The organism is Caballeronia sp. LjRoot31, from assembly GCF_964253885.1.
GTDB lineage: Bacteria > Pseudomonadota > Gammaproteobacteria > Burkholderiales > Burkholderiaceae > Caballeronia.
Map to the genome: position 1 here is coordinate 1355750 of NZ_CAXURX020000002.1, position 18869 is coordinate 1374618.

General features: G+C 58.4%; 16 protein-coding genes and 1 pseudogene. 3 read left to right on the forward strand and 14 right to left on the reverse strand.

The window, feature by feature from the left end:
* Window positions 1-36: 36 nt before the first annotated feature.
* The 8 genes and pseudogenes from ACSQ8V_RS24475 to ACSQ8V_RS24510 all read right to left on the reverse strand — a co-directional run bounded on the left by ACSQ8V_RS24475 (window position 37) and on the right by ACSQ8V_RS24510 (window position 8751).
* Window positions 37-207 (reverse strand): hypothetical protein, encoded by a 171-nt coding sequence (locus ACSQ8V_RS24475; RefSeq protein WP_436207423.1) that lies wholly within the window; start codon window positions 205-207, stop codon window positions 37-39.
* A 139-nt stretch (window positions 208-346) separates the two neighbouring features.
* Window positions 347-1234 (reverse strand): 2-hydroxy-3-oxopropionate reductase, encoded by an 888-nt coding sequence (gene glxR / locus ACSQ8V_RS24480; RefSeq protein WP_436207424.1) that lies wholly within the window; start codon window positions 1232-1234, stop codon window positions 347-349.
* A 26-nt stretch (window positions 1235-1260) separates the two neighbouring features.
* The gene (locus ACSQ8V_RS24485) at window positions 1261-2238 is read right to left on the reverse strand and encodes a 2-hydroxyacid dehydrogenase (protein ID WP_436207425.1); all 978 of its coding nucleotides are present in this window, start codon (window positions 2236-2238) and stop codon (window positions 1261-1263) included.
* A 38-nt stretch (window positions 2239-2276) separates the two neighbouring features.
* Window positions 2277-2705 (reverse strand): GlcG/HbpS family heme-binding protein, encoded by a 429-nt coding sequence (locus ACSQ8V_RS24490; protein ID WP_255631597.1) that lies wholly within the window; start codon window positions 2703-2705, stop codon window positions 2277-2279.
* Window positions 2706-2729: 24 nt separating this feature from the next.
* Window positions 2730-3731 (reverse strand): 2-keto-3-deoxygluconate permease, encoded by a 1002-nt coding sequence (locus tag ACSQ8V_RS24495; protein WP_436207426.1) that lies wholly within the window; start codon window positions 3729-3731, stop codon window positions 2730-2732.
* 71 nt (window positions 3732-3802) lie between these two features.
* Window positions 3803-5530 (reverse strand): methyl-accepting chemotaxis protein, encoded by a 1728-nt coding sequence (locus ACSQ8V_RS24500; RefSeq protein WP_436207427.1) that lies wholly within the window; start codon window positions 5528-5530, stop codon window positions 3803-3805.
* 450 nt (window positions 5531-5980) lie between these two features.
* A pseudogene (locus ACSQ8V_RS24505) lies at window positions 5981-6898 on the reverse strand (sensor histidine kinase); the annotation flags it as partial.
* 629 nt (window positions 6899-7527) lie between these two features.
* Window positions 7528-8751 (reverse strand): EAL domain-containing protein, encoded by a 1224-nt coding sequence (locus tag ACSQ8V_RS24510; RefSeq protein WP_436207428.1) that lies wholly within the window; start codon window positions 8749-8751, stop codon window positions 7528-7530.
* A 459-nt stretch (window positions 8752-9210) separates the two neighbouring features.
* Between ACSQ8V_RS24510 and ACSQ8V_RS24515 the strand changes: the two genes are divergently transcribed.
* Together ACSQ8V_RS24515 and ACSQ8V_RS24520 are read left to right on the forward strand one after the other, a co-directional pair.
* The gene (locus ACSQ8V_RS24515) at window positions 9211-9768 is read left to right on the forward strand and encodes a recombinase family protein (RefSeq protein WP_213766901.1); all 558 of its coding nucleotides are present in this window, start codon (window positions 9211-9213) and stop codon (window positions 9766-9768) included.
* A gap of 98 nt (window positions 9769-9866) precedes the next feature.
* Window positions 9867-10349: a recombinase family protein gene (locus ACSQ8V_RS24520; protein WP_436207429.1), complete on the forward strand. Its 483-nt coding sequence runs from the start codon at window positions 9867-9869 to the stop codon at window positions 10347-10349.
* Between the two features lie 295 nt (window positions 10350-10644).
* Here ACSQ8V_RS24520 and ACSQ8V_RS24525 read toward each other — a convergent pair whose 3' ends face one another.
* A complete protein-coding gene (locus ACSQ8V_RS24525; RefSeq protein WP_213766903.1) occupies window positions 10645-11208 on the reverse strand; it encodes a recombinase family protein in 564 nt (187 codons plus the stop codon).
* Window positions 11209-12204: 996 nt separating this feature from the next.
* Between ACSQ8V_RS24525 and ACSQ8V_RS24530 the strand changes: the two genes are divergently transcribed.
* Window positions 12205-12780: a transposase gene (locus ACSQ8V_RS24530; RefSeq protein ID WP_436207430.1), complete on the forward strand. Its 576-nt coding sequence runs from the start codon at window positions 12205-12207 to the stop codon at window positions 12778-12780.
* Window positions 12781-13000: 220 nt separating this feature from the next.
* Here ACSQ8V_RS24530 and ACSQ8V_RS24535 read toward each other — a convergent pair whose 3' ends face one another.
* From ACSQ8V_RS24535 to ACSQ8V_RS24555, 5 genes are all read right to left on the reverse strand, one after another.
* A complete protein-coding gene (locus ACSQ8V_RS24535; RefSeq protein ID WP_255631603.1) occupies window positions 13001-14614 on the reverse strand; it encodes an MFS transporter in 1614 nt (537 codons plus the stop codon).
* A gap of 125 nt (window positions 14615-14739) precedes the next feature.
* A complete protein-coding gene (locus tag ACSQ8V_RS24540) occupies window positions 14740-15864 on the reverse strand; it encodes a zinc-dependent alcohol dehydrogenase family protein (protein WP_436207431.1) in 1125 nt (374 codons plus the stop codon).
* Between the two features lie 230 nt (window positions 15865-16094).
* Window positions 16095-17006, reverse strand: coding sequence for an NAD(P)-dependent oxidoreductase (locus ACSQ8V_RS24545; RefSeq protein ID WP_436184293.1), 912 nt, complete (start codon window positions 17004-17006; stop codon window positions 16095-16097).
* Entirely contained in the window at window positions 17006-17392 is a 387-nt protein-coding gene (locus ACSQ8V_RS24550) for a carboxymuconolactone decarboxylase family protein (protein ID WP_213766908.1), read from the reverse strand. Before ACSQ8V_RS24550 ends, ACSQ8V_RS24545 begins: the two co-directional genes overlap by 1 nt.
* Window positions 17382-18746, reverse strand: a complete 1365-nt coding sequence (locus tag ACSQ8V_RS24555; protein WP_436207432.1) for an MFS transporter — start codon at window positions 18744-18746, stop codon at window positions 17382-17384. The genes ACSQ8V_RS24550 and ACSQ8V_RS24555 overlap by 11 nt, the downstream gene beginning before the upstream one ends.
* Between the last annotated feature and the right edge of the window lie 123 nt (window positions 18747-18869).

Here is an 18869-nt window from a genome sequence, read left to right on the forward strand (position 1 = left end):
GCAATAGAACGGCTGGATCGGCTTAACGACATGCAATCACGTCAGATGATCAGGCATTTGCGACGCAACCGCCACAAATCCCAAGAAGGCAACGTCCCCGCCGGCGCATCGAGCGCCGATGTCATGCTCGCGCGGACGGATGCCAAGCGCATGCCACAACGTCAGCAGCGAAAGCAGGCGCCGTTGAACCTTACTGTCGATATCCATAAGCAGGCCGCTCGGTCACCCGCAACAGAGCAGGTAAAACGACTGCGTGAGCGCTACCTATAGTGGTCACCGTTATGCAAAAATCCTTATTGCGATAGAGCCAGCCATGCCCGCACCCGGAGCGATGACCTTCACCCGGTTATTCGCCGGCGATCCGATGGTTCGACATGAGCTCGATTGCCTGGCACAGCGCCGAGTGATCCAGCTTACCGTTTCCGTGCGCCGCGCAGGTGTTCATCAATTCCTGCGCGGAAGCGGTATGAGGTAGCGCAAGACCCAGCGCTCTCGCCGCTTGCAACGCAAGATTCAAATCCTTCTGATGCAGCTCGATGCGAAAACCAGGGTCGAAGGTACGCTTGATCATGCGTTCGCCGTGGACCTCAAGGATTCGCGACGCGGCGAATCCGCCCATCAACGCCTGACGTACCTTAGAAGGGTCTGCGCCCGCCTTGGAAGCGAACAGCAATGCTTCGGATACCGCCTGGATGTTCAGGGCCACGATGATCTGATTGGCGACCTTGGTTGTCTGTCCGTCGCCGTTTTCCCCAACGAGCGTGATGTTCTTGCCCATCAGTTCGAACATGGGTTTCACCGTCAGGAACGTTTCCTCTGGCCCGCCCACCATGATGGTGAGGGTTGCCGCCTTCGCGCCCACTTCGCCGCCGGACACAGGCGCATCGAGATATGTCGAACCCAACGCGTTGATTCGGGCGGCAAAGTCCTTGGTTGCCATGGGCGAGATCGAACTCATGTCCACCACGATCTGGCCTTTCCCGAGCCCGCTCGCCACGCCGTTTTCGTAGAACAGAACGTGTTCCACGTCGGGTGTATCGGGCACCATGATGAAGATGAATTCCGAATGCTCGGCCACTTCCCGGGCTGAAGCGCATTGTGTTGCGCCCGCTTCCAGCAGGGACGCGGGTACGGAACTGCGGGCATGCACGAATAGCTGGTGTCCCCCGCGCAGCAGATTCGCAGCCATCGGCGCACCCATAATGCCCGGCCCGATAAATCCTACCTTTGCCATGATGTTCTCTTCCTTAGCTGTTGCTGTTACTTGAGTACTTGTAAATTGATGCAGTTGAGCGGCGCTTCGCCCGAGAGGACACGAATCACGTTGTCGGTGACAATCTTGCCCATTGCAAGCCGCGTCTGCGTAGTGGCGGACGCAATGTGCGGAACGATCACCACGTTGTCGAGTTCCGCAAGCCCAGGCGCTAACACGGGCTCGTCCTCGAACACATCGAGCCCAGCTCCCCAGATGACGTTTTGTTTCAAAGCCGCGACGAGCGCTTTCTCATCCACGAGCGGACCCCGCGCCGCGTTGATCAGCACGGCCGTCGGCTTCATCGCGGAGAGCTCCGCGGCACCAATATAGTGATGCGTTTCAGGCAGCAGCGGCAGGTGCAGCGACAGGTAATCGGACTCCCGCAAGAGCGTGGTCTTGTCCACAAAACGGGCATTGTATTGCCGTTCGAATTCCGCGTTTGGCTTTGCGTCCGTGTAGATGATGTTCATATCGAATGCGGCGGCCTTGCGCGCGAACTTCGAACCAATGCGGCCCAGGCCGGCGACGCCGAGCGTCGTATTGTCGACGTCCTGGCCGATGAACGCCATCGGCGCCCAGCCATGCCACCGGCCCGCGCGGACATAGCGTTCCGACTCGGAGATGCGCCGCGCGGTGGCCAACAGCAACGCCCATGCATGCGTTGCGGTGGCGTCGTCCAGCACGCCGGGCGTGTTAGTCATGATCACGCCACGCGCAGTTGCCGCGTCGAGATCGAAGTTGTTGAATCCCACTGCATAGTTGGCAATGATCTTGCATTGCGGCCCGGCGGCATCGAGCACCTCGCCGTCAATCTTGTCCGTGAGCAGGCTGATTACTGCATCGCGGCGTCGCACCGCTTGCAGCAACTCTTCTTTCGTAAGCGCGCGATCGTGCGGGTTGACTTCGACGTCGTAACGTTCCCGTAGCGTATCGATCGTCTGCTGCGGGATCATTCGGGTGACGTAGACGCTGGACTTTGACATTGTCGGATTCCTGGATTGGCTTGATATGGCTCGTACGATTACGAGCGTGATGTCGATAGCTGGACGAAACCTGTACCTTCGTCCGCCAGCAGTTGATCTTCGGCCGGTGCGAGACCACTGACGCCAAGAGCACCGATCGTCCGGCCCGTGCCGTCTTCGATCAGCGCGCCGCCGGGCAACGCGGTCAGCAAGGCATCGCAAAAATAGCCTATAGCGAGATCCTCGCGGCGCAGCCGCTCGAGAAACGCCGTGGTCGTTGAGCCCATGCGAGTGGATGTGAAGGCCTTCTGTTGGGCGAGCGCGATGCTGCGCACCGGCGCGCCATCAGCGCGGACAAACCCGATAAGAAACCCGTGCGCATCACACACAGCGACGCACACGGGCTTGCTGAAACGTTCCCTTGCCTGTGCCACGCAGTGGTCGAGAAGACGTTGCACAAGTTCGAGATCAAGCTCTACCATGGCCATGCAGTGCCTCGGGTTGAATGCGGGTTAGCGATTGATGACAGGCTGCGGACTCTCGGCGACGGACTCGCTGGTGGCCGCTGCCTGTTGTGCGTCGAGCGCGCGTCGTTTGACGCGGCGATGAATGAAAGCGGTCAGGATTGGCGTCAAGATGGCGGTCACGATCACGGCGGCCGCAACCTGGATGGTCGCAATGGGAGCAATGGCGGCGTATGTCGGATCGGCAATTGCCACCGCCTGCGGCGTGCCGGCCGCGTTCCCGGCGGTGCTCGACGCTGCAGCACCCGCGACACCCGAGCCGCCCAGCAGGCGGTCGGCGGTGATGCAGACGATCCCGGTAATGACCACAACCGCTATACCCAGGAGGATACCCGGCAGGCCAGCGGTCGTGACCGATTTAAGGTTGATACCCTCGCCTAGCGTAAAGGCCATGAACGGCACGATGATCGGCTCGTGATTGCCGAAGAAATCGCGTAATTCCTCGTCCAGATTGCCGAGAAGCGCGCCTGCTGCGATCGGGGCAATGACCGACACCATGGTCAGCCAGGGAATGACCGCGAGCCCGGCACCCACCAGCACAAGCATCGTGACGAAGGGACCGGTTTCGATACTCTGGGCGACATATGTGCCGGCGTCCTCCTTGGTCCCGAAAGTGCTGGTAAGCGCGAGGAACATGCCGCCGTTGGTGTCGTTCATCGCCGCGAGCAGCGCTAGCGTCGTGAGGCCAAGAAAGTTTCCGTGGAACAAGTGCGCAATGCCAAGCGCCAGCAACACCGCAACGCCGACCTTGGCGAATAGAATGCCAAAGCCGCGCTTGAGCATCTTGGGCGCCGCGCGCAACGTCATCTTGGTGCCGGCCGTGAAGAGATACATAGCCAGGATAGTGGGATATCCGACGTTCGTTAACGCCTGTGTAAAGCCGCCAATCTTTAGCGCGTTCGGTGCAAAGGTATTCAGCAACATGCCAATAAAGAGCGGCACGACCATCAAACCACCCGGTACTCGATTCACCGCTTGATAAATGCGCACTGTTGTCTCCTCCTGAAGCTTCGGGGGTCGCCGTTCGGGCAACGGATACTCGGCTCGATTTTCGATGCCGGTTAGAACGTCTGCCAATCAGTCGCGGTCGCAAGCGCGGGAGAACCGGTTGCCGTGGATGCCAACCTGGATGGCTGTGCAAGGATGGGCCGCGCCTTGGTGGGCGTCACCACGACTGTCTTGCCCGTCGGCCGACGCGTTGCCGGGACGAGAGGCGCGGGCGTTGAGCCAGAGCCACCGACCTTGAAAATAGCCGCAGCTTCACGTAGTGCTTGCGTTTGTTCAGCCACTGACTGCGCTGCTGCCGAGGCTTCTTCCACCAAGGCGGCATTTTGCTGGGTCACCTCGTCCATCTGGTTAACTGCCTGGTTGACCTGTTCGATACCGGTGCTCTGCTCGGCAGAAGCATCGGCAATCTCCCTCATGATCGCGCTCACACGAGCAATTGCCCCGATGATCTCGGAGTTGGTCGAGCCAGAGCGTTCGACCAACTCCGAGCCTGCTTCCACGCGGGCGGTCGACTCGCTGATTAAACCTTTGATTTCCTTGGCGGCCCCGGCGCTGCGTTGGGCGAGTGAGCGCACTTCGCTTGCGACCACCGCGAAGCCGCGTCCCTGCTCGCCCGCGCGCGCGGCTTCGACCGCCGCGTTCAACGCCAGAATGTTGGTCTGGAATGCAATACCTTCGATCACCCCTACGATCTCGGCGATCTTGCGCGAATCGCCAACGATGTTCTGCATTGTCCCGACCACCTGCTCCGTCAGCTTGCCGCCTTGCTCAGCCAGTCCCGATGCACCTTGCGCGAGTTGGCTTGCCTGCTTTGCGCTTTCAGCCGTCTGCTTCACCGTCGACGTCAACTGCTCCATGCTAGCCGCCGTTTCCTCCAGCGAGGCTGCCTGCTCTTCCGTACGCTGTGACAGATCACTGTTGCCCGTGGCAATTTCGATCACACCAACGTTTATCGATTCCGTACCATCGCGCACGGTGCCGACCATCGCAATCAGCGAGTCCTGCATCTTTTGCAACGCGGCACTTAGTTTGCCCATCTCGTTGTCGCCCTTCGTAACGATCCGGCCGGTCAGATCACCCTCCGCGATACGGTCAAAATGGGCAATGGCGGCGTTAACTGGATCGACTATGGCACGCACCAGCGCCGCGCGGGCTCCCCATCCCGCCAATAGTCCAAGCCCGAGCCCAACGGCGACTACAAAGCTGACCGCCTTGAAGCGGTCTTGGGCCTCTTGATAGCGTTGCGCACCGCGATCAAGCTGAACTTTTTCGACCGCGCCCATCGCTTTGCCGTACATGTTGTAAAGCGCGGGCAGCGTGTGCGCCTGTAACTGCAAGAAGGTTGGTCTGTCGCCAGCCTTGATCGCAGCGAGTGCAGGCTCCAGGCCTTCACGCAGGAACGTCGTGCGCTTGTCCTGCATGTCCTTGACGAGTCGCTGTTCCTCGTCGCCGGAGCCGGCTTGACTCAAAAAGTGGGACAAACGATCATTTGACAACTCCACGTAATGATCGAAGCGCTGGAGGACGGCCTTCGCGCCATCTTGATCGTTTAGTTCGGCAAGCGACGCGTAGGTCGCAAGCGCGAGACGTGCATTCAACAATTGCCCCGCCGTGCCTTCGAGATCTGCCACTGCAGGTGTGTCGACGGTGTACATCAGTTGCAACGATTCGTTACTAGCGCGCATGGACAAAAGTCCAATCGCGGCCCCTACCACTAAAGCGAGCCCGAAAAAGACAACTATCAGGCTCAGGCTGGCGCGAATCGACAGGCTCTTCAACATATTGCGGCTCTCCCGCTAGATGATTATTTGACGCGCTGCCAATCGCGCGCTTTTTTCGCGAAGTGCGCAGCGCCGATATTCTGCAATTAAGCAGGGACTACTTAGGTCAACGACCAATGGGTGGAAAACTTTAGGACTCTTGGTAAGTTTCGTTGTCGTACTTGACCGGGGCATCATCAACTCGGCGAAATTCTTCAGCACCTTGGATCTGAAGACGTCCGGCCAGCCCTTACTGGACGACCTTCGTACCACCGGGGGTGAGGCATAAGCTCTGCATTTACGCTCACCTGATCCATATTCAATTCCGTCGTCGCTTTGAGTGCGAGGCCCAGCACAACGTTGGATTGATGTAGCTCATCAGCCGCTCAGCCCGCCGCGGCAACGGCATGGCAAGCGGACCGCAGGTCGATCCGCCCCTCTGCTTATGGATGGCGCCCCCTCTCGCGCCTTTCAATATGAAAGAGGCGTGCTGAAACAAATAGTACTGTCAACGTCGCTGGAAACTTCAGCCGCTGTGCATTCCGCGTACTGCTGCGCTACCGGCAAGAGAATGCGCACGCATAGACCACCGTCCGGGTGATTATGGACGTCGCAGCGCCCGCCGCTATCGTGGGCGAGGCGCGCTACTATCGCGAGCCCCAGACCATAGTGCCCTTTACCGGCATATGCGTCACCGAGCCGCACAAATGGCTTCATGGCTGCGGCCATTCGGTCCTCCGGGATACCTGCACCGTGATCCCGGACGCTGATGATCCAGTTCCTTTCGTCGCGCGAGGTCGAGATATCGATAGGGGGGGCCCCATGTTCGAGCGCGTTGTCGACCAAATTTGTTATCAGCCGATCGAGCACTGTGCGATCGAGTGTGAACAGCGGACCGGCCTTTGGATCAAGCCTGACCCGTGGTACCTCGGCGCTATGGGTAATCGAAAACCGTTCGCGCAGGAAAGTCTCGACAGCAACGGGAGCCCCTGCATCTGCCCTTTGACCGGCGAGAACGAGAAACTGATGGACGATATCCACGAGCGAATCTATATCGCGGGTGAAATCCATTCGATCATTTTCTGTGCCAATCACAGCGGCGCGCTGCTTGAGTCGTATAAGCGGAGCCTTTAGGTCATGCGCGACGCCCGCCAGCACTACGGCCTCATGATCGCTGGCTTCGTTCATGTGCCGCATCATCTCGTTGAACGACGTGATCAGATCACGCAACTCTAGCGGTCCCTGCACGATAACCCCTTCAGGACGCCCGCCTACGCCGAATTCGTATGCAGCGTCCTCGACGCGCGACATTGACTGCAATAGCTGTCGTTTCGCGAGCAGCAACAGAATCAGCGTCAACAATAGTATCTTCAATGCCTCGACGACAAAGTCGAAGTACTGCACGTGTATGAATGACATGATTAAAGTTGCTGACCTGCTTTGCGATCATAGGTATCGCTGACGGGCGTCAGTCGGTACTGCAATTTTCCTTGGTTCAAACCAACATAGAAGCGACGAGTAGCCTCCACTCTTGCTGAGTTGTTTCCGATTCTTTCCACCGTCCAGGGTGCTTGAAAAACGCACAATCGAGTATTTCCTCGAGACAACGAATCGGGCGGACATCGACAGGCCCCCATCAAGGAAACTTGCCTCCCTCTCCAGCATCTTTTCCAATGGGCGCGTCGCTGACATTGCCCGCCACTGTTACGCTAAGTGCGCGTCCGGGCGAGTTCTCTCCACTGCTATTGCTCGTGAATGTGAATCAGGCCGGAGGGCTCGCGAGACGTCCGTGCCGATGGCCGACAACTGACCCAGTGGCTTCCCGTTCGCAGGCGAAATCACGGTCATTAGCGCAAACGACACCGCCGAAACCGCGAGACAGCTCCCCGCGCTGTACCGTGCCAGGTGTTCCCGGCATGTCACGAGGTGCTGCTCGGTTCGTTCGCATGGAATGATGGGGCTCGTGTCAATCCCCTCCCCATATGAGTTGTGATCTCGCTGCACGACTATCGACGGCGTTACATGCGGGGGCCCGACTTCGAAAACAGATACCCTTGGAGCCAGTCAGCGCCACTCGAACGCGAAACCTCCGCATCGTCCGCGCTTTCGACACCCTCGATAACCACGCTGGCCGCGCAAGTTTTAGCTAAGCCCACCAACTGTCGGAAGCGCTCGGCCCCGCGTACGTCCCGCCCCGCTTGTCGCAAATAGACTGCGTCTATCTTGACGATGTCGACACCAAGCTCTACCAGCGCGTGTACGTTGCTATGGCCGGCACCAACGTCATCAAGCGCCACCCGACAGCCCAAAGACTGCAGCGATTTCACGAAGACCCGTACCTCCGTAGTCGCCATTAGGGGGGTAGTCTCCGTGATCTCTATAATTAACCTAGCGGCGATGTCCGGTTCTTCACTGAGCGTTTTTACGATAAATGCCCACCATGCATCGAGCGTCGCGCTTTGCGCCGATACGTTGCATCCCAGACTGATGTCCCGATTGAGCCGCAAGGCGTCAATCACTGATTCAACCACCCATTGATCCAGCCTTCGCACGAGCCCAAGTCGCTCAAGGGCCGCAACCATAGCGCCGACACGAGTGGCAACGCCTTCTTCTATCTGACAGAGCAACGCTTCGAAATATCTGACTGTCGATTCGCCGTTGGCATCGTGAACAGGCTCCCACTCGAAACCAAGCCGATCTTCGTCCATCGCGTTGAAGAGTGTTGCAGCAACGCTCATATCGGCAACATAGCGCTCCCGCCACTCCTGGCCACTGCGACCTTCCGCAATTGCGTTCACCCCTACTGCTGCGATGTTGAAAGGGGCGTCATTCCAGAGAGCCACCCTCGCGGCTATCACCGGGAAAACAGTACCTTCGCTAGTCTCGACCGGCCTATCGCCCAAGGAAAAAAAGATACGTTCAAGGAGAACGGTTGCTCGAGGCGCATGCATTTCTCCCCATGGGTGAGAGCCGGGCGGAGAATCGAAGACAAACAGGAGATGTGCTCCGCTCATCGTCAGTATTCCGCCGTCCGCTTGGCACACCTGGCGCGCTCGCTCATGCACGACGTTACGCATGCTGGAAGCTATAACCGAGCCATGGGCACTTTCTACTTGGGAGAAGTTGGTGATCGAGGCAACGATGCAAATCGCATCAGGACAAGATGGCTCGCCAGCGGAGTCCACCCCGAGGCGGGACAGGGGCGCGATCAAGGCTGGCAGGAGATACAGACGATTGCTCATGCGGCCACCACCCGGGCATGGTAGCCATTACTTGAAATGACGACCGGGAAGTACCGCCGCGCCTGAAGTAATTCAAGTATCGGACTCGGCAACACACCGCAATGCTCCGTGAGGCAGATCGGCGCGAAGTTGTGTTCCGGGACGCACGAGCGTTCGCAAGCGACCTGCCCGGCAACGATGTAATCAGCGGCCTGAAGGCCCGCGGTACGCCTGATTGCGCGTCGAATGGAAGGTGCAAAAAGGGTCGCTTATGTCACTATTCATTTTAACTGCTGAACTTGCAGATAACTAACGGAAATCCGGGGCTTTGGTGCGCTCGCCAACACACAAACCGACAAGGGCGAAAGGGACCCTTTATGTCAAAAATTGTGTGAATGCCTGTTGATGAAATGAGACTGACGCTGTTTGTCGCTTTGTTTCCGAAGTCTGAATCGTTCTATCTTAGCAATCCTCGAAATCATGAAAATCGGCTACGCACGTGTATCGACAGAAGAGCAAAACCTTGATCTCCAAATCTCCGCACTGACCGTCGCGGGATGCGATACGCTCTATGAAGATCACGGCGTCTCCGGGACCACGTTTTCCCGGCCGGGTTTGGACGCGGCATTACTGAAGTTGGGAAAGAACGATACCCTCGTGGTCTGGCGTCTCGATCGATTGGGGCGCTCATTGAGCAAGCTAGTCGAATTGATGGAGAGCCTGAACAAGCGCGAAGTGCACTTTGTTTCGCTGACGGAATCGATCAGCACGACATCTTCGGGTGGGATGTTTATGTTTCACATGATGGCCGCCCTCGCGCAGTTTGAGCGGTCTCTGATCAGCGAGCGCACCATCGCTGGTATGAAGGCGGCCCGCGATCGAGGACAAAGGATCGGTCGGCAACGCTCGCTGACGCCCCAGCAATGCGAAGAGGCCGTTCTTCTTTTAACCGATGGCTCAACTGCCGATGTTGCGGCTAAGTTCAACGTCCATCCGCGAACGCTTCAACGCATGCTTCGTAGAGCAATAGACTCATGAAGCAAAATCGGGGGGTCCGCCAACCGCCTCGGAGGGTAAAATCCTGGTGTCTTGAACATTCGATGAAGTGCCCATGTCAAAACACACTCGCTTAATCAATGAAAATTGGGCATGCTCAAGCGTCGCTCGATGACCGGAAGCTCGACTCACAAATATCCGTATTGAGAAACTTCAGATATTATGGTTTCCTAACCAATTGCGGAATTGTCGGCAGGGAATTTGTACATCAAGGTCTCGACGCTGCGCTCGCAGTCCTTTCCAAGGGCGACGCTCTGATGGTTTGCCGACTTGACCGTCTGGGATGCTCGTTACCGAGACTCGTCGAACTAGTCAATCAATTGAGGCACAGAGGCATCGGAGTCGCGTCGCTCTCGGAATCGATCGATACATTCGGTGCACGAAGCGATCTCTTCTTTCGCGTCATGGGCGCACTCGCCCGTGTTGAGCACAACATGATCGGTGAGCGCATCCGGGTCGGCATGCATGCAGCGCATGTGCTCGGTCGGCATGTCGGGAGACGGAGATCGCTGAGCGCCGGCAATGCGAGGAAGCGAGGCAGATGCTTGATTCACATCCATTGACAAGAGTCGCAGAGCGATTCCAAATTCACCATGCACACTCAGGCGGAGCATGCGCAGAGGAAACAATAGACCTTCAGGAGCGGTATTTGTTCGTGACGATGAGTGAAGAATGCCGTCGATGAGCCCAGATTAACAAGAGGTTGCTCCTCCCTTTGCACGTTGGATCCTAAGTTCGAGCCGCCTGCTGCTGCATGCCTATCGGTCTTATGGAAAACTCGGCGTCGCTCCGTCAGTAGCTTAGCAGCCGTTCCGGTGAACCTGACCATCGTAAATAGCGGGTCATGGTCCCAAAATCCTACTGCGGCATTGCGCCCCTGTCGCGCACTCGGCGCAACAGCGTACGCGGATGAATTTGGAACCGCTGTGCAACCAGCGCCGTACTTTGCGATACCAGGAGTTCAAGTGCCTCGTCGCACTGATCTGGCGTCAACGAACGTCGACGACCAAGCGGTCGGCCACGGGCTCGAGCAGCAGCCATTCCCGCACGCGTCCTTTCCCCAATTAATGCGCGTTCAAACTGGGCCAGTGCGGCCATGATATGAAAAACCAGCACGCCTCCCGATGAAGTTGTGTTGATGCATTCCGTAAGCGATGCAAATTGGATCCCAGCGCTGCCCAACTGGTCAACAAGCTCCACCAGCTTGCGAAGAGACCGCCCTAATCGATCGAGCCGCCAGACAACAAGCGTATCGCCTTCCCGTAATGTCGCGAGGGCGGAGTCGAGCCCTGGTCGGACAAATTTGGACCCGGAAATTCCATGATCCGAGAATACCTTATCGCATCCTACCCCGTTCAGTGCCGCAATCTGCAAATCCAAACTCTGGTCTTCCGTTGACACCCGTGCGTATCCAATTTTCATTTTTAGTAGATTTTATAAAGTTTCAACTACACTAAACCGTATGCCTTGAAGCAGACGGACCTTAAGCCTATATCGTTATACAGAAGTGGCCCGGGGTCGCTCCGAAGGGCCTGACTGGATAAGAACGAAGAGAGGTGCTAGGAGTTGAAAAAATAACGGGCTATTCAAGATTTTCCGCATCTAGCCAGATACTTTTATTATCATTTATTTGATCAGGCAATATTTTGACGAAGCCACCCCATGCAGCACCTTTTCAACGAATCAATGCCGTTGTATTTTCCAAGGCATTTGAACGTCTGACAATACGCTTATGACGGCAGGTTATTCGCAACCAGTGACCGTGCAATATGCAACTCGCTCTGCAATTTCAATGAGCGCTCACGATTGACTGGAACTGATCGAACAAGAACATTTCTACCGCGAGCCTCGTGGCCGCTCGGCGTCTTGGCGTGCGTAAATTTCCTTTGCTTGAGACGACCCCGACTATGCCGTCTGTCAGCTTGTGGTCGATCTGAACGTCGTGCTTTGGAAAGTTGCGACCTTTCAGTACGACCCATATGGAACCGGCACCCCGCCCTTTCACGGGTCTCATGACAAGATCAGGGTAGTTCGAACGCACGATTTCCCAATAGGCGTGATGAAACGCGGTATGGGCCGTATGCAGGACGAGTTGATAGCCGCGGCGTGCCTGCTTGATCGCGTGTTCGATTACTCTCAACTGGTTGCGGGTTTTTCGATGGGGCTGAATTTGTCTGCGAGCCTCGTTGGGACTGGTTGAGACACTTTGCACGCTCGGATCGATTAAAGTTCAGATTTGCGAACATGTCGGATGACTGGAAGTCAATACAGGCAAGCGATTCCAACGAAATTAAGCCTTGAGCAGTTTGAACAATTTGTCTTGCCGCATCTGAGCCAAGGCAGGCGGGGACCCGCTCCAACGCTGGCGTTGCACACCCTCTTCAATTACGTCCTGCAGATGCTTTACACCGGCTGCCAGTGGAAAGCACTGGCGATCAAGATGAACGCCCGAGGCCTCCCCGAGATTCACTACACACTATCTATCCGGCGAAGAAAGGCGGCGACAACCTGGGATACAGCGGACACAAACATCTCGAGGGCAACAAGGTCGTGGCCTTTTGTGATCGTGACTGCAACATCATCTCGCCATTCATTGCCGCTGCGGGCAATCGCAATGAATCGCCTTTGCTGCGTGATGCGCTGCCCAAACTAAGTGAGATGGCCCGCGCCATCGGCATGAACCTACGCGGTTCAACGGTGAGCCTGGACGGCGTCTACGACTGCCGGGCCAATCGTCGGGCCATCTTCAACCGGAACATGCGTCCCGATATTCCCGAAAATCGGCGGGGTCGTAAAACACCCAAGCGGGGTTGCAAGCGGCACTTCGACGCGACGATCTTCGAGGAGCGCTTTCGCACGATCGAGCGCGTGTTCGCCTGGGAGGACAAGTTTCGCCGTCTGCTGCTTCGCTTTGAGCGGATTAGTCAGGTGCACTATGCGTTCGAAGCGCTCGCCTACACACTAATCAATCTGCGGCACTACTGCCGCAGTTAAGATCGAGCACCGGACGCTCGTGTTTTCTCGCGGCGCATTGCACCGTGGTTCCGCTCGTTTGCAGCATGCCGACGTATTCGCAAAACCACTCATCTCTTCGCGTCTCACGCCTGATCATCGCCATTCATCATGGCTCGCAGGCTCTCACAACCATGCTACGGCCGATCAGGCTCGAAACCCGCAACCGGTTGGCAGCCTTGTTATCCCCCTGCCCGTTCCCTCAAAATTCCGCATTAAGATCGACATCCTTAGTCTCGCGCAGAAAAAACAGCGCGACCACGAATGACCCGATGATCCAGGCCATCGGATACCACAATCCAAAATAGATATTGCCCTTCTGTGCCGACAGCGCAAACGAGAACGTGGGTAGAAGTCCGCCAATCCAGCCGCTTGCGAAGTGATACGGAAAAGACATCGATGTATAGCGGATTCGCGTGGGAAACAGTTCCACCAGGGCAGGCGCGGTCGGCACCAGCGTGAGCGCCATGTAAGCCAGCAAGACCACCAGCAGCATGAACACCATCGGCTTGTTGAACGACGCCGGATCCGCCTTCTGCGGATAGCGTGCCGCATCGAGCGCGCTCCTGAGCGAGGTGTTGAACGCAACCGCCCTGGCGCCTGCCTGCGCCTTGTCCAGGCCCTTCGCATCGTAAGACTGCACGCTCGAGCCACCGATATGAATGGCGGTGGTCTCGCCTGTCCCACCCGAACGGATCTCGTAGCTTACGCCCGCCGCCGAGAGCGCCTGCTTGGCGATGTCGCAGGAACTCGTGAAGTGGCGGGAGCCAACCGGATTGAACATGAACGAACACTCGGCGGGATCCGCGTCGATGACGATCGGTGCGCTCGACTGCGCGCTTGCAAGCGCCGGGTTCGCGTACTGCGTCATCGCCTTGAAAATCGGGAACAGCGTCACTGCGGTGAGCAGGAAGCCGATCAACAATACCGGCTTGCGCCCGAACCGGTCGCAAAGCCATCCGGCCCCGAGAAACATGGGAATGCACGTAAGCGTGGCGAGCGTCACCACGATGTTGGCTTCCTGCGGATCGACCTTCAAGGTCTGGGTAAGGAAGAAGGTGGGATAGAGCACCGCAGTGTAGTACACACAGGTCATGCCGCCGCAGATGGCGAACAGCGCGACCAGCAGCCGCTTGATGTTGGCCCATTCGAGAAAGGTTTCACTAAGCGGCGCGCGCGACAGGCGGCTCTCGCTCTTGAGCAGTTCGAATGCAGGCGACTCGTGCATGTTCAGCCGTATCCTCACGGAGATCAGCAGCAGCACGATCGAGAAAATGAACGGGATGCGCCAGCCCCAGGCGTCGAAGTGATCTCCCGTCAGCCAGCGCACGAGCAGGATGACCGCGAAGGACAGCAACAAGCCGACGGTGCCTGTCGACGAGATCCATGATGTGTTAAGCCCGCGCCGGTTCCTTGGCGAGTGTTCGGCCACGTAGGTCGCGGCGCCGCCGTATTCTCCGCCGAGCGCCGTTCCCTGCAGCATGCGCAAGGCGATGAGCAGGATCGGTGCGAAGATGCCGATGGAATCGTAGCCGGGCAGGCAGCCGACGCCTACCGTCGCTACGCCCATGATGATGACGGTGACAAGGAAGGTCTTCTTGCGGCCGATCCTGTCGCCGACGCGGCCGAACACCACCGCACCGAACGGCCGCATGATGAAGCCGACGCCAAAGGTCAGCAGCGCGAAAATGAACCCGGTGGTTGGATCCACGCCCGCGAAGAACTTCTTCGCGATCACCGTGGCAAGTGACCCGTACAGCGTGAAGTCGTACCACTCGAACACCGTGCCGATGGATGCGGCGGCGATCACCCGCATCGTCGATTGCGTGACCGGCACGACACCCGGCGCGATAGCGGCAGGAGGCGTGTGCGCCGTTTCCGAGCGTGTCGAATTCATTGTTATCTCCGTCTTTTTATGGGTTGAACGCTGGCGGCGGGTGCCTACATCGTCACGATTTGCCGGATGGCGGTGCCCTGCTGCAACCGGTCCATGCCAAGGTTGATGTCATCGAGCGGCAGCCGATGCGTGACGAGACGATCGATGGGCAACCGGCCCCGCCGATAAAGTTCGATGTAGCGTGGCAGGTCACGCACAGGCACGCTGCTGCCCATGTAGCTGCCGCGCACGGTCTTCTCTTCGCCCACCAGCGACACGGCAGAAATCGACAACATGGCGTGCGGGGCGGGCAATCCCGCCGTGACCAGTTGGCCGCCGCGTCGCGTGATCTTGTAGCCAAGCTCGAGCGCGCTCGCGGCGCCCGCCATCTCCAGCACCACGTCCACACCGCCGTGGGTGGCGTCGCGGATCGCATCGGCCACGCCCTCCTGCTTCGCGTTGAAGGTGTCGGTTGCACCGAGCGAGCGGGCTATCTCGAGCTTGCTGTCGTTGGTATCGATGGCGACCACGCGTTCCGCGCCAGCAGCAAGCGCGCCGAGCATGGCGGCGAGGCCCACGCCGCCCATGCCGATCACCGCCACGCTCGACCCAAGCTGGATACGAGCCGAGTTCACCGCGGCACCCACGCCCGTGAGCACGGCGCAGCCGAACAGCGCGGCTTCGTCGAGGGCGATGTCGGGCGAGACCTTGACCAGAGAATGGCGCGATACGGTGGCGTATTCCGCGAATCCGGAAATGCCGGAATGGTGATTGACCGCGGCGCCGCCTAGCGAAAGCCGGCGGCCGCCGCCAAGCAGCGTTCCGGCCGCGCCCGCCGCCGCGCCCGGTTCGCACAATGCCGGCCGGCCCTCCGCGCAAGGCAGGCAATGGCCGCAACTCGCCACGAACACCGAGACCACGTGATCGCCCTTCGCCAGATCATGCACATGCGGCCCGATTTCCTCGACGACGCCCGCGGACTCGTGACCGAGCACCATCGGCAGCGGCCGCGGTCTCAAGCCTTCGATCACGGACAGGTCCGAATGGCAGATGCCGGCCGCGGCAATCCGGACCAGAACCTCGCCCGGGCCGGGAGGGGCGAGTTCGACTTCCTCGATCCGCAGCGGCTTGCTGTCGACATAGGGTCCGGGCAGCCCGGATTGTTCGAGTACCGCAGCGCGAATCTTCATGTCTCGTTTTACCGTGTCTGTTTGGTGCGTGTTTACCGGATTTTTAATATTCGATATTATTGTAGGACAATCCGACTGAATGATCATCTAGGTATTTGCACTAGCACAGCACGTGGTCGAGCTGATCCGCGCGGCGCAGCGACGAGCCCGTTAGCGGGTGCATGTCTTGTCGCTGCAGGCACAACAAAACACATGCCTTCCTGCACGAGAGGCAGGAAGGCCGATGCGTCTCAGCTGGAGCCTTGTTCGGACAGCGTCAGGCCTGCGATCGTCTCGCTGAACCTTGCCATTTCGGTGTGGTCTCGGCCTTGTCCAAGGTTTTTCGCCGCGCCCGCCCACAACTCACGGCACAAGGCGGAAAATGGCGCCGCGACGCCTCCGTCATGAGCCACTTCGAGTGCAATGCCAAGATCCTTGGCCATGAGGTCGAGTCCGAAATTGCTATTGAACGCGCGGGAGAGCACGAATTGCCGGAATTTCTTCTGTGTGCTGTTGTTCATCCCCGTCGACGCATTCAGGACGTCGACCATCTTTCCCGCGTCCAACCCGAACTGACTGCCGATGATGAGCGCCTCCACGCCAATCAGAAATCCTCCCGCCGATACGAGGTTGTTCAGCGCTTTCATCGCCTGTCCCGCCCCGATGGCACCGACTTCGGTGATGGTCGTTCCCATCGCGCGCAGCAAGGGCATGGCTCGCTGGAGCGCGTCCGCCGATCCGCCGGTCATGATTGCCAGCTCGCCCGTCTTCGCGCGCGACACACCACCGGAGACCGGCGCATCGATCATCATGATCCCATCGCTTTCCAGACTTGCGGCCAAAGCTTGCGTCATGCTGGGAATGCCGGATGTCATGTCGATCAGAAGCGCGTGACTCGCCAGCACCGCACGAACCGGCGTCACCACGTCCACCACATGCTTGCTGGTCGGCAGCATGGTGATGACGGCATCGGCGGACTCGGCCGCCTGCTCCAGAGTCTGCGCTGCCTCGCCGCCGACATCGGCGGCAAAGCGGGTCGCGCGCTCGGGCGTGACGTCATACACCGAGACGCGAAAGCCCGCGGCAACCAGACGGGCGGCCATCGGCCAGCCCATGTTGCCGATGCCCAGGAAGGCAATCTTCTTAAACGTATCGCTGCTCATTACAACGCCCCTTCCTTGACGAGTACCTCATGTGCCGCCTTGAATGCGCCCAGGCCTGAAGGGATGCCTGCATAGGCGGTAGCGTGCAGCAAGGCCGCCTTGATCTCTTCGACGCTGACGCCGTTGTTCAACGCGCCTTTCACGTGCAGCTTCAATTCGTCCGTATGGCCCGAGATGGTGAGCATGGCAAGATTCATCAGGCTGCGGGTCTTGCGGTCGAGCGTGTCGTCGCCCCATGCCCATCCCCAGGCCCAGGCCGTCGTAGCACGCTGAAAGGACATCATGAAGGGGTCGGCTCTTTGCATCGACGCGTCGACATACTCGGCGCCCAGCACGGCACGGCGAATGGGCATACCTTTATCGAAGAGCGCGCTATCATCGGACATAGTTTGGATTCCTTGTTTCATCGGTTGGGTTGGAGGTATCGACCTGTTCCAGAGAACGGCCGGTGGTACGGGGACCAATCGCGGCAACAATTGCGGCAACGACCAGCCAGCACGCGGATATATAGGCAAAGACGCTCATATAGCCGACGCTCACGTATAGGAAGCTGATAATGAAAGGGCCGATGACATTGGTCAGCCGGCCAAGCCCGTAGCAAAGACCCGCGCCCGCGGAGCGCAAATGCGTGGGATAGGACTCGGGCGTGTAGATGTAAAGCGTCGCATTCATCAACTGGATGGTGATGATGACCAGCGCGCCGAAGACGACGATAAAACCGGCCGAAGGGGCGAGACCGTAAGCCACACCGGCAATCGCAATAACGACGGCATCGACAGCGACGATCCACTTGCGTTCGAACCGCTCGATCAGGAAGGTGCCGAGCCAGGCGCCGAGCGGATTGCAAATGGCGATCAGGCTGGAGTACTCGAGCGACTTGGTAATCGTGAATCCGTGTTGCACCAGCAACGTGGGCACCCAGGAGACGAAGCCATAGAAGCCGAGTGTCTGGAAAATCCACGCCAGCGACAGCCCGACTGTCCTGCGACGGTACTCGGGATCGAACAACTGTCCGTAGGAAAACTTGGGCTCGGGCGTCATCGTCAAAGGTGCGACCGCGCCAGGCGGTTTCATGCCTGCTGCCCGTTCAAGTTTCTCGAGCGAGCGCATCGCTTCGTCCACTCGTCCCTGCCCGAGCAACCAGCGTGGCGATTCCATCAACCTGAGCGCGAAGGGGATGGCGAGCAACCCGAAGCTGCCCCATACGAAGATCAGACGCCAACCCCAGGGTGCAACCGGAATCAGGAACCTCGCAACCCAGGCTGTGGCCGGAATACCGATCAAGCCGAGTGTAAAGATCAGACTCATGTACTTCCCGCGCAAGCGCGCCGGAAAGAACTCGCTGATGTAGACATTGGCGATGACCGTCATTCCTGAAAGCCCGATTCCCGTGAGGAATCGGAACACGGCAAGCGACATCACGTTCCACGACAACGCATTGAGAAGCGAGAAGATCGTATAGATCGCAATACTCAGTATGAATGCGGGCTTGCGGCCAAGGCGGTGCGCAAGGACACCACCGCCGGTGCCGCCGATGAACATGCCGCCGAAACTGGTCGCCGTGATCAACGCGACATCACTCACCGGGATATGCCACGCTCCAATGATCGCAGGCGCTGCATAGGCGAACGTGTTCAGATCGGCAAGTTCGAAGAAGTAAGCGAAGCACAAGGCGAAGATTGCCACCCGGTGGAAGCTTGTGATCGGCAGCCGATCCATGCGCTGACTGATGTCGTTCATGTCTCATATCTCGTCGTTATATTTCGTTGGCCCGTCCAGCATCATCAGATCGCCAGATTGTCCGGCAATATGGCATATAGCAGATTGTCCGTCAATCCGCTATTTCGCCTGAAAGGTGGATGT